At 45.8% G+C, this 11,315-nt stretch carries 11 protein-coding genes and 1 other annotated feature; of the genes, 2 read left to right on the top strand and 9 right to left on the bottom strand.

All coding sequences use genetic code 11. The features are described from left to right. Positions 1-167: 167 nt before the first annotated feature. The 7 genes from AB432_RS08240 to AB432_RS08210 form a co-directional block, all read right to left on the bottom strand. Entirely contained in the window at positions 168-1,628 is a 1,461-nt protein-coding gene (locus AB432_RS08240) for an aldehyde dehydrogenase family protein (RefSeq protein ID WP_048031860.1), read from the bottom strand. A gap of 17 nt (positions 1,629-1,645) precedes the next feature. Further along, positions 1,646-2,743 (bottom strand): NAD(P)-dependent alcohol dehydrogenase, encoded by a 1,098-nt coding sequence (locus AB432_RS08235; RefSeq protein ID WP_048031859.1) that lies wholly within the window; start codon positions 2,741-2,743, stop codon positions 1,646-1,648. A 424-nt stretch (positions 2,744-3,167) separates the two neighbouring features. Further along, on the bottom strand, positions 3,168-3,692 hold the full coding sequence (locus AB432_RS08230; RefSeq protein ID WP_048031858.1) for a hypothetical protein: 525 nt from the start codon (positions 3,690-3,692) through the stop codon (positions 3,168-3,170). After that, positions 3,689-4,195 (bottom strand): hypothetical protein, encoded by a 507-nt coding sequence (locus AB432_RS08225; RefSeq protein ID WP_235617641.1) that lies wholly within the window; start codon positions 4,193-4,195, stop codon positions 3,689-3,691. Before AB432_RS08225 ends, AB432_RS08230 begins: the two co-directional genes overlap by 4 nt. A gap of 94 nt (positions 4,196-4,289) precedes the next feature. Then, positions 4,290-5,099 carry an alpha/beta fold hydrolase gene (locus AB432_RS08220; RefSeq protein ID WP_048031856.1) on the bottom strand — a complete coding sequence of 270 codons (810 nt, stop codon included), beginning with the start codon at positions 5,097-5,099 and terminating at the stop codon, positions 4,290-4,292. A 72-nt stretch (positions 5,100-5,171) separates the two neighbouring features. Continuing rightward, the gene (locus AB432_RS08215) at positions 5,172-6,230 is read right to left on the bottom strand and encodes a DmpA family aminopeptidase (RefSeq protein ID WP_048031855.1); all 1,059 of its coding nucleotides are present in this window, start codon (positions 6,228-6,230) and stop codon (positions 5,172-5,174) included. Between the two features lie 35 nt (positions 6,231-6,265). Beyond that, positions 6,266-7,201, bottom strand: a complete 936-nt coding sequence (locus tag AB432_RS08210; protein ID WP_048031854.1) for a dipeptidase — start codon at positions 7,199-7,201, stop codon at positions 6,266-6,268. 196 nt (positions 7,202-7,397) lie between these two features. On the opposite strand from AB432_RS08210, the gene AB432_RS08205 reads away from it, so the two are divergent. Beyond that, entirely contained in the window at positions 7,398-8,291 is an 894-nt protein-coding gene (locus AB432_RS08205; RefSeq protein ID WP_048031853.1) for a LysR family transcriptional regulator, read from the top strand. Between the two features lie 166 nt (positions 8,292-8,457). Here AB432_RS08205 and trpS read toward each other — a convergent pair whose 3' ends face one another. Further along, on the bottom strand, positions 8,458-9,444 hold the full coding sequence (gene trpS, locus AB432_RS08200) for a tryptophan--tRNA ligase (protein ID WP_048031852.1): 987 nt from the start codon (positions 9,442-9,444) through the stop codon (positions 8,458-8,460). A 104-nt stretch (positions 9,445-9,548) separates the two neighbouring features. Continuing rightward, positions 9,549-9,803 (bottom strand) — a binding site (T-box leader). 126 nt (positions 9,804-9,929) lie between these two features. Continuing rightward, the gene (locus AB432_RS08195; RefSeq protein WP_048031851.1) at positions 9,930-10,568 is read right to left on the bottom strand and encodes a DUF2306 domain-containing protein; all 639 of its coding nucleotides are present in this window, start codon (positions 10,566-10,568) and stop codon (positions 9,930-9,932) included. Positions 10,569-10,718: 150 nt separating this feature from the next. Here AB432_RS08195 and AB432_RS08190 point away from each other — a divergent pair, with 150 nt between their 5' ends. Beyond that, on the top strand, positions 10,719-11,309 hold the full coding sequence (locus tag AB432_RS08190; RefSeq protein WP_048031850.1) for a TetR/AcrR family transcriptional regulator: 591 nt from the start codon (positions 10,719-10,721) through the stop codon (positions 11,307-11,309). The last annotated feature ends 6 nt before the right edge of the window (positions 11,310-11,315 follow it).

The following is an 11,315-nucleotide window of genomic DNA, read 5'->3' as shown; positions in this document are numbered from 1 at the left end:
GTTTGAAGCGCTCCCGCCATTTATTCCGAAGCGGACAGTCCAACCCACAGCGGGGCGTAGGCCGAAGCGTAGACTGGAAATGCGCTTCTTCCCCCACTACAGCAACTCAAACAAAAAACAACAAATCCCTCCGGCCTTTTGAACCGAGGGGATTTGACATTTCGTGATTAAAACGGAAACGGACGAGCTTCCTTCTGAACGGATACCCAGCGTGGAGACGTAAATTCATGCAGAGACCAATCGCTACCATGGCGTCCCAAGCCGGATGATTTTTCTCCGCCAAATGGTACGTTCGGCTCGGTGTTGATGCTTTGATCGTTGATATGCATCATACCTGTTTCGATTTGCAGAGCGACTTCTACGCCATGCTCCAAATCGCGTGTAAACAATGATCCGCTCAAGCCAAAATCAGTTTCGTTTGCGATGCGGATTGCTTCCTCTTCGCTATCCACCGGCAAAATATTGGCAACGGGACCGAATACTTCATTCTTAGCTGTCGCCATATCATTTGTGACATCTGCCAGAATCACTGGCTCCATCAGTGTGCCTTTCACTTCACCGCGTTTGATAACACGCGCACCTTCCGCGATTGCTTGATCGACCAAGCCTTGAATTTTATCTACTTGTCTTTCGTTAATAAGCGGACCGACAAAGGTATTCGGGTCTGCTGGATTGCCCGCTTGGATGACGGAAGCTTTTTTCGCGAAAGCGTCAATAAATTGATCATAGATTTTGCGATGGACGATAATGCGGTTCAACGCCATACAAACTTGTCCTTGGTGGAGGAACTTCCCGAAGACAGCCGCACTTGCCGCTTGCTCGACATCTGCATCCTCCAGGACGATCATCACGTTGTTTCCGCCTAGTTCCAGAGAAGCTTTTTTCAGGTTTCTGCCGCAGATTTCGCCGATTCGACGACCAGCAGCGGAAGAGCCTGTGAAGGAAATGACTTTTGGAATCGGATTTTCAATCATGGCATCGCCGATTTCCGCAATATCTGCAACGACTACGTTAAACAAGCCTTTTGGCAATCCCACTTCTTCGAGCAGCTTCGCGATGACTAATCCACCGGAGATGTACGTTTGCAGATCCGGCTTGACCACAACGCCGTTACCAGTAGCCAAAGCAGGGATGATAGCGCGGATAGACAAGTACAGCGGGAAGTTAAACGGGCTGATTACCCCTACTACCCCAACAGGCAGATGGTAGACGCGGTTTTCTTTGCCCGGAATGAAAGAAGGCAGGATTTCACCTTTCATCCGTAATGGCAAAGACGCGTATTCCTTAATATCGCCGACCACAAAATCAACTTCCGCGTTTGCTTTTGCAAATGTGCTGCCTGTCTCGGAGACTAAAATATTCACGAGCAGCTCACGATTTTTTTCTACCGCTTCTGCGATTTTGTGAATGATGCCAGAGCGAACGTACGCATTCGTTTTTGCCCACTCTTTTTGTGCTGCTTTTGCAGATTCGTACGCCTGCTCTACATCTTCAACCGTAGCCAGCTTGATGCTCACCAGCTCGGATTGATCGTATGGGTTGCGGTTGGTATAGCTATTCTGGCTCTTGCCTTCTCGCCATTCGCCATTAATGTATTGTTTTGTGTACTCATTGAAAATGTTGCTCATATGAAGTGTCCTCCTAGCTAGTCCATCTTGATGATTGCTTTGATTGTTTTACCGCTATGAGAATCGGCCACCGCTTGATTGATTTCATCGAAACGATAGAATTTTACCAGCTTGTCCATCGGGAATTTCCCTTGCTTGTACAAATTGATCAACTGCGGAATGAAAATGCGCGGTACGCAAGCCCCTTCTACTACGCCAGTAATGGTTTTGTTGAGCAAGAGCAAGTCGTTCGTATCGATTTTCTCATCGGTTCCGAGTGGTGGTGCCCCGATTTGCGCTACGACTCCGCAGAACGTGAGTGCATCGACAGCTTGACGCAATACGCCTGGTCTACCAGCAGTTTCTGCTGCATAGTTTACGCCGCCATTGGTAATCTTCTTGATCTCTTCTACCGGATCAACATTTCGCGCATGAATGACATGGGTCGCACCCAGTTCTTTTGCCAGTTCAAGACGGTTATCATGCACATCGACCGCAATGATCGTACCGCAGCCAATTGCATTCGCAGCCATGATCGCGCTAAGCCCCACCGCTCCTGCACCAAACACGGCAATGCTTGATCCTGCCTCTGGCTTCAGCCTGTTTATGACCGTGCCACTACCTGTTTGAATTCCGCAGCCAAGCGGTCCCAAAAGAGCCAAATCTACATCTTTGTCTACTTTCACCAGATTGCGCTCGTTTACAATCGTGTACGTTCCAAAAGAGGACTGACCGAAAAAGTTGGACAACCCTTTCTCTTCGCAGTGATGTCTTTTTGTCCCATCTTCCATATTGCCAAGGAAGTTCAGCTCGAAAAATCTTTCACATACATACGGACGTCCGCTCAAGCAATAGTGGCATTTTCCGCAATGGGCAAAACCGAGCACCACATGATCGCCAGGCTCTACATAAGTAACACCCTCGCCTACCTTTTCAACTACACCCGCACCTTCATGGCCCAAAACGGCTGGGAGTGGAACTGGATATTCTTGATCACGCGCAATCATATCTGTGTGGCAAATTCCAGAAGCTACGACGCGAATCAGAACTTCTCCATTCTTAGGTTCATCGAGTTGAATTGTTTGAATACGAAATTCTTCACCTTTTGAGTGAGTAACAGCAGCTTTCATTTGCATAAAATATCCCTCCGGTGATTTCTTCGCACCACTCGATCATTTTTCGAAGATTAACCTACCAGATTCATTTATGATTTCGTAAAAACACATGAATATAACACCTTGCTGTAGGAAATGAAGAAAAATCCAATCGAGTGTCGTGCGTCGAGAGTAACGTAATCGTTTCTCTTCTCCGAGGATTATTTTATTAGCAATTTTCATGCCAAACATATTTTCGTCTGAAAATAAACGAAATCTGGACTCTATCCGTACTTCTTCTACGTGTACATTGTTCGATTGCCTTTGAACGATTTGAACAAATTGTCTGGCTCGCATTGAACAAATTGTTCAATTCAGGACAAAAAACAAAGACATCGCCCTCTTGTTTGCAAGAACGGGCAATGCCTTTTGATTTTTTCTCGGTATTTCTAGCTGGGAGAGGCCGTTATTTGGCCTTCCCCCATTCAACCTCTTCCCATTCAAATGAATAGGCCAACACATCGATACATGAGTCATGCGCGCATAATACCCAATGCTTTACTTTAGGGGACGTAAAGCCAAATGCTTCTTTTACTTTTGACTCAACTACTTCGTAAAATCCTGGGTTTGGGCAAACATCGGTTTTGTCCCATTCGTTACGAAAAGACAGTCTCCCATTATAGTACTGATCGAGCATGCTGAAATCATATCGCTCGTAGCCCTCCATTTTACCGTACATCGTAAAAAGACAAATCGGCTGGAAAGTAATTTTAATGATAGCGTTCCCCGCTTTATTGTATTCGTCGTCCGGGATGTCCTCCCCATACTGCTCTTGCAGCCTAGACAAGACTTTATCGTAGCGCTTTTGATTATATCCACACATCACTTCCACGCTTACTTCCCGCTCCTCATAACCAGTAAAACCGACGAAATCATGTGAGGGGCTGATCATCCAGGGAACTTCGACAGGTACAACTTTCATTTGGCTCATCGATTTACCTCCGCTTGAAAGAACACCATTTCATCAAATGTAATTCCCAGATAGCTGTACTTTATATTGACTCTGTTTATCGCTTCATGATGAATAACACTAAGTCCATAAATTTCATCGTTTTTCGTAGCAGTACCCTCAGATGTGCCAGCTTTCATCGATGTATCCTCTATCTTCTGAAATCCATAGGGTATTGATTCCTTATTATCATAATCGTCAGTTATGATGAATCCTTGTAAAGCATTACTAACCTGAACTTTTGTTTTTGATGGTTTTTCATTGTTATTAACCGAAACATCTATTATTTTCACTTCACCAAAGCCTTTATTGCCAATTCCCACAACAACAGATTTACGATCTTTGCTTGAAGCAAGAGTACCAATATCCAATGGCGGATTACCTTTTACAAGGAAATAAAAACCTCCCACCAATATTGCTATAAGTAGTATAGAGATCGATAGTTTTTTCTTCAATTTCCCCATCCTTAATCGTTGATTTTTCATGTGCTATTGAAAACTATATTTTGGTAAGTTCTAAAAGAAATAGCCGATATCCTGCACATTAGGCAGAAATATCGGCTGTCAGTTCCCTTACGAATTATGATTGAATAAACTCCATCAGCTTCTTATTAAAATCATCCGCCTGACAAATCGGCAAGCCGTGTCCACTGTTATCAAACGGAAACAGCTTCGACCCTTTGATTTGCTGCTGGGTGAGCTCGGCGCTTTTGAATGGAATCAATTGATCGTGAATCCCATGAAAGATTCCGGTTGGCACACGGATTTGACTCAAGTCATTGATTACATTCTCTCTCGATGCTGCTTGCATGATTTTGATGAGCGCATAAGAAGCCGAGTCCAGCCCCATTTTGACAAACCACTGGAGTGTAGCAGTCCCTAAATTTCGATTGAAAAACTGCAAAGAAACCGTGTTTAATAACTCAGGCATATTGGCGTACATTTGACTAATCAGCCCCTCTGCTTGCTCCTTCGAGACGCCGTATGGAGAACCCGGCATTTTCACAAAGGAAGGAGAAACCGCATCCACTAACGCTAATTTCGAAATATGACGCCCCTCATAACGAGACATATACCGAATCGAAATGGCTCCACCCACTGAAAAACCTAGCAAGACGGCATCTCTTATCTGTAATGCTTCCAAAACGACATAGATGTCATCTGCTAAGCGATCATACGTATAGCCGCTCCACGGTTTGTCTGATTGGCCGTTGCCGCGGATGTCCATGGCAACACAGCGGAACCCGTGCTGGGGAAGTACGTTGAATTGGTAGGAAAACATGTTATGGTTGAGCGGCCAGCCGTGAACGAAAAAAATCGTTTTGCTATTCGGGCCAGGATTGAGGTCTTCAACAAAAACCGTGACACCCTTTTCGACTTCAATATACATAACCCTACCTCCTGTTTCACACCATGCACCTCTTTACACTCAAGGTATGTCACCAGTTGTAGGGTTATGTTACTACTCTCCTATGTCCTGACTCGGATACGCATGAACGATGCGTCCTTTTCTTCCCATAGTCGTGACTGCTTGCGCAAGAGAATGGTAGATGGCTTCCTCTGTCGCTTCTGCCGCAGCAGCAAACAGTTCGTTCATGATCGGGTGATCCTCACGTAGTTGCACGCGCGTTTCCGTAATGGCTGTTGTCTGATGTGGAATTTTTTGCGCTGTGGAAAAAGCGATAACGATGTCGCCGCTTCCGTGCCCAAAATGGCTCCCCGTGCGTCCCAAACCGATTCCTGCGCGCTTTGCTACCCGAAGCAGTTGTCGATCACTGAGCGGCGCATCTGTCGCCAGTACGATGATGATGGAGCCATCCTCGGACTTCTCTACTGCGTTTTCATTACTTTTGCAGCTTGTGAACAGATTCGCTCCCAAGAAATCATTCTTGTTGCCAAAGTTGCTGAGTACCAAAGCCCCCAATGTATAGACCTGCTCCTCAGCCACCACGATACGAGAAGACGAGCCGATACCACCTTTATAGCCAAAGGCAATCATTCCCGTCCCTGCCCCGACAGCGCCTTCTTCTACGGCCTGATCCGTTGCGTTCAGAATCGCTTCTCTAGCATCTTCCGGACGCACGACACAGCGGCGAATAGAATTGAGATGACCATCGTTGCATTCGCCCACCACAATGTTGATCGTTCCGGTCGTGTCCCCGATCTCTTCGTTCGTATCCAGCATGTATTGCAGAGTCCCTTGTGTAACTGCGGGAACGGAAAACGTATTCGTGAGCATGATCGGCGATTCCAATACCCCTAGCTCATTTACTTGCACGAGTCCCGTCGTTTTGCCGAAGCCATTGATCACATAGCTGGCTGCTGTTACCTTTTCGCGAAACAAGCTACCGCTATGTGGCAAAATGGCTGTTACACCGGTGCAGGCATAGTCCTCGTTGTCCAGCTCATGCTGGATCGTCACATGTCCCACTCGGACTCCGGCTACATCCGTAATGTCATTTTTCTCACCGACCGGCAGCCTCCCGATTGTCGCACCGAGCTGCCGAATTTTTTTCGTCATGCATTTCACTCCTTTCGTAAGGCTATGCCGATCGCTTACACGGGACGATTGCGCAGAAAGTTCTCATAGGCAAACCCGCGCACCTCTTCTTCCTTATAATGCTTGAGCAGCTCGTTGATCAGGTTTTGGCTCTGACCCGCATGCTCCAAGTCCACGACCTTTGCGGTAATGCCGTCGAAGTCTGAGCCGAGCCCGATATGACGCACGCCACCGAGTGAACAAAAATGATCGATATGCTTGATCAGATCATCTATCGTGGTTGGTGTCGTTTCATTGATAAACTGAGTGCAGTAGACGACGTGTACATTCGCGCCTTTGGTAAATAACGCTTTTGCCTGTTCATCCCTCAGATTGCGTGGATGGTCGCAGATCGTCCGTGCATTCGAATGACTCGCGATCGGGTATGTAGCGAGCTCAATCGTATCCCAGAAGCTACCCTCCCCTAGATGCGAGACGTCCGTCAACATTTTATGCTCATTGTGGAACTGAATGATTTCTTTACCAAAAGTCGTCAGTCCGGCATTCCTCGGTTCCAGCGCACCATCCGCAGCGAGATTCGCGAAGTTCCAGGTGAGGCCCACAGAGCGAACCCCTAACTGATACAAAATGTGCAGCTTCTTCAAATCGTTGCCGATTGGCTCAACACCTTCCAACGTCAGCAACGCTCCGATCTCTCCCTCTTGCAAATGGTCGAGATCGCTCCAATCACGGATTTGTTTCATTTCTGGATGTTTCCCGAGCACCTCTGAATAAAAGTAATGAATTTGATCCAAAGCTTTTTGAAAACGTTGCTCCGTGGACAATTCAGGTGATGTCCAGATGGCATAGCACTGTAGCTTTACCCCGCCATCGTGTAGCCGTTTCCTGTTGACATCCAGCTCGTCCGCATCCGCAAAGGACAGAGCCCCATTTTTCTCCCAAATTTTCAGCAGTGCATCACAGTGCAAATCGATAATCGGCATCTTGGTCATCTGTATCCATCCCTTGTGCTAATTTCCTTTGAGAACACTACCTATTCTGTTAATGTTAAGGTAATGTATTTTGGAGAGCGAATCCAATAAATTATTGCTATAAGTCACTTAAGAAAACATTATCGAGGCTTATTCGAGGAGGCGCGACCGCCTTTTTGCGGAAAGTTTAAAAATTCACACAACGGAGCCACTACTCATGAACATGGAGCAAATGGAAGCATTCATCTTTGTCGCCCTGACCGGGAGCTTCAGCAAAACGGCTGATTTACTCTATCTGTCACAGCCCACGGTCAGCATGCGGATCAAAGCACTCGAGACGACTATGGGTTGTAAGCTGTTTCAGCGTACGGGTCATACGATTTCTCTTACAAAAGAAGGCGATCTGTTCCTTCCTTATGCGAAAAACATCATGCATATGCTGCAAGAGGGACAGCAAGCGATTCAGCGATCGCAAGGCGATGTAGAGGGAGAATTGACCATCTCCACCGTTTTTGTCTCCGCCTTTTACATTTTGCCTGACCTCGTCCAGCAATTCCAGCAGTTGTACCCTAAAATCAAACTGACGATCCTTACCGGGCATTCCCATCAGGTGCTCGATATGGTTCTGAACCACGAGGTGTCATTCGGAATTGCTCGTGCCGTTACCCATCCACAGATTAACCGGATTCAACTGATGCCGGATGACATGGTCTTAGCGATTTATCCGGATCATCCGTTTGGATTCCGCCATCAGGTTTCCATTGAAGAAGTCGCACGTGAACGACTGATCTTGTTCAATCGGGGTTCGCTCGACTGGAAGCTGATCAACAATGCGTTCAGCCATTTTCAGCTACAAAACAATGTCGTCATGGAGGCTGACAACATCGAGGTCGTGAAGCGTATGGTGAAACAACGGCTGGGCATCGCCTTTTTGCCTCGCTTTGCCATCTCCAAAGACTTGTGCGAAGGCGAGTTGCAGGAAGTAGACGTCCTGAATCTGCCGCAAATCAACCGGAACTTCGAGCTGATTTACCTCAAGGATACACCTGTTCACGGGATTATGCGTACGTTTATCGACTTTTTGATGCAGAGCAAAGCTTTGCAGCAGTAAGGCGAAAACGAAGGATGCCCTTTAAGACACCTGCGCAGAAACCATCAAAAATGCTGGTCCTCCTGGAGGTGAATGGGATGGAAAAAAGCCGATATTCATTACAGTAGTAGAGAATATCGGCTTTTTTATTAATCCAGGATATTCCCTGTATAAAGAAAACAATCGATTAGAAATAGTTCATACTCATTGCTTCACGTATCTCTTGCATTGTTTCTTTTGCTACAAGGCGGGCTTTTTCAGTACCCGACATAAGAATTTCATCGACCTTTTTGGGATCGTTTTGATACACTCTTCTCCGTTCCCTCATGGGTTCAAGCAAATCGTTAATACTTTGAGAAATTTTTCGTTTGCATTCCATACATCCTATTTGCCCCTTTTTACAACTTTCATAAATCTCATCGGAGCCCTCTTTCCGAAATGCTTGATGATAAGCATAGACTGGACAAATTTCAGGATGGCCGACATCCGTTTTATGGATTCGCGCAGGATCAGTCGTCGCTTTCTTTATCTTCTCACTAACCTCTTCTTGGGTGGAGTCCAAATCAATGGCGTTGCCAAGACTTTTGCTCATTTTATTATTTCCGTCTAATCCGACAAGTCGTGGGACATCACCAACGAGTGGCTTGGGTTCCAATAACACAGGTTTATAAAGTTGGTTAAATCGACGGACAATTTTCCTTGTTTGTTCGATATGAGGAACCTGGTCTTCTCCTACGGGAATCAGCGTCGCTTTGCAAAAGGTAATATCAGCCGCCTGACTTACGGGGTATCCGAGAAATCCGTAATACATATCTTGAAACCCGCGTTCCGTGGCTTCCGCTTTTATTGTAGGATTGTGACGTAAAGAATTGACCGTAACAAACATAGAAAAATAAGTGGTTAACTCCGCAATCTCTGGGATCATGGACTGAATAAATATTGTTGCATGATCAGGATGAATACCTGCTGACAAATAATCCAATGCCACATTACGCAAATTTTGTTTAATCAACTCTGGTTTTTCAAAATGAGTAGTTAGGGCTTGAACGTCTGCTAGTATTAAGTAAGTTTCGTATTGGGTTTGCAACTCCACTCGATTTTTCAAGCTACCAACGTAATGTCCAAGGTGAAGTTTTCCTGTAATCCGATCGCCTGTTAAAATACGTTCTTTCACGTAGGATCCTCCTCATACTTTTGTTTCTGTCATGTAATCTTGAGATCCACCAACCATCATCCATGGACATCACTCCTTTCAAGTAATACAAAAAACCCCGCCCAATAAAGGACGAGGTTATCGTGGTACCACCTTTTTTAATCGCAAAAAGCGATTCACTCTAAAGTACGGTAAGATGTCGAACATCATTACGATACTCCTCTCTTGGTAACGGGGAGAGAATCCCGGCAGCGCCTACTCATTGTTCAGCGGAGCGATTCAGAAGCCCATTCGGTATCAGGTGAGGATCGGTTCACAGCACCACCGACTCTCTGAACCTCATTATCTGATACGTACTTGCTCTTCATCAACATCGTTGATCCGTTCATCTATTATTCTAGATATAATAATTGAAAACAATTCGTAAATCAAATTAAATATAACAAGCCTACGCAGTTGAACCCAATCTCCTGCATCCCCTGAAACAAGGAAGCGCTGCGTCTCTCTCATCCTTTTTTGGGTGCACGCAGTTTCGTACGAATGATCATCTCTGCGGTCACGACAAGTCCAATCATGGCGACATATACAGCGATTGTGTAGCTGAGCTCATACGGCAAACCTACCACCTTCTCTACAATCAGCTTCACCAGATGAATCAGCATGTTAGTGAACAAGAAGACGAAGCTCCTGACCATCCATTCCTTATGCTTCATGACTTGACGCTTTTTGATTTTGACAAGCGCCGTAATGGTGATAGCAGGCCAGATGATGTTCAATAAATGGAAGGGCCAACTTGCCACTTTTCCGCCCGTTACATAAGGGGCCATATATCCGGATGTAACTACGACAACCAACACACTAAAAAGATAGACATAGCCTGTTACTTTATGTAGCTTGCGGTTCTGTGCGAGCAGCTTGTCCGAAAAATTAGCCACTCCACAGACGAGGGCAATCAAGGCGAAAAACAAATGGACATACATGACCGTAAGCCAGATTGATGTGTTCATTCGCTCTTTGTTGTAATCAGATTTGTGACTGAGAAAGCCTTGCGCTTCTGGATCGATGATAAAGTTTTGCACGAGTGCATACGTGATCGCCATACATGCGACGAAAATGACAATCGAATACGGTTTGATACGGTTCATCCTGCCACACAACCCTTTGTTCGATTTTAGAGACCGAACGGTTCGGTCTCTTTTTGATTTTACATGAATGCCTTCTTTCGTACACGAGAGAAATGTTACAATAACTTGGACGAATATAGACCGTTTTGGCCGAATGAAAGGACTATCGCGATGCGAAAAGGCGAAAAAACAAAGCTGCATATTATCCGGAAGTCAGCAGAGCTGTTTAATCAAAACGGCTATACAGGAACCTCCATGCAAGACATCATGGATGCCACGGGCCTTACCAAAGGCGCTCTCTACAGAGGTTTTTCCAGTAAAGATGAAATCGCTATAGAGGCCTTCAAATATGCGGGTGAAGTATTGAATGAACATTTTGCGGCTGCGCTAGAAAAACAGGACACAGCCGCTGCAAAACTCGTAGCCATGGCAAAGGTATATTCTGATGCGGTAAACAATCCCCCGCTCCAAGGTGGCTGCCCGCTTCTCAACACAGCCGTCGAAAGTGACCATTCGTTCCCTGTTCTTCGCGATTATGCCGTCGCCGCTTACCAAGAGACGATATCGTTCATGCAGGGATTACTGGAAGAAGGAATTGCCCAGGGAGAATTTCGTTCCGAAATGGAAGCAGAAGCAGTCGCATCGGTTATCTTCTCTTCCATTGAAGGAGCCATCATGGCAAGCAGACTCACCCGCGACAACAAGCATGTCCATTTTGCCATCAAGCAAATTGAGCAGCTTTTACAGACATACAAGCCATAGCAAAAA

Origin of the sequence: Brevibacillus brevis (assembly GCF_001039275.2) — a bacterium.
GTDB lineage: Bacteria > Bacillota > Bacilli > Brevibacillales > Brevibacillaceae > Brevibacillus > Brevibacillus brevis_C.
This window is presented reverse-complemented; position numbering and strand designations above follow the sequence as displayed.

Bases quoted from the DNA above. Each gene is read 5' to 3' on its own strand.
- AB432_RS08205 (WP_048031853.1), top strand. From the start codon at position 7,398: ATGAACATGGAGCAAATGGAAGCATTCATCTTTGTCGCCCTGACCGGG.
- AB432_RS08230 (WP_048031858.1), bottom strand. From the start codon at position 3,692: ATGAGCCAAATGAAAGTTGTACCTGTCGAAGTTCCCTGGATGATCAGC.
- AB432_RS08190 (WP_048031850.1), top strand. From the start codon at position 10,719: ATGCGAAAAGGCGAAAAAACAAAGCTGCATATTATCCGGAAGTCAGCA.
- AB432_RS08220 (WP_048031856.1), bottom strand. From the start codon at position 5,099: ATGTATATTGAAGTCGAAAAGGGTGTCACGGTTTTTGTTGAAGACCTC.
- AB432_RS08195 (WP_048031851.1), bottom strand. From the start codon at position 10,568: ATGAACCGTATCAAACCGTATTCGATTGTCATTTTCGTCGCATGTATG.
- AB432_RS08210 (WP_048031854.1), bottom strand. From the start codon at position 7,201: ATGACCAAGATGCCGATTATCGATTTGCACTGTGATGCACTGCTGAAA.
- AB432_RS08225 (WP_235617641.1), bottom strand. From the start codon at position 4,195: ATGAAAAATCAACGATTAAGGATGGGGAAATTGAAGAAAAAACTATCG.
- AB432_RS08235 (WP_048031859.1), bottom strand. From the start codon at position 2,743: ATGCAAATGAAAGCTGCTGTTACTCACTCAAAAGGTGAAGAATTTCGT.
- AB432_RS08215 (WP_048031855.1), bottom strand. From the start codon at position 6,230: ATGACGAAAAAAATTCGGCAGCTCGGTGCGACAATCGGGAGGCTGCCG.
- AB432_RS08240 (WP_048031860.1), bottom strand. From the start codon at position 1,628: ATGAGCAACATTTTCAATGAGTACACAAAACAATACATTAATGGCGAA.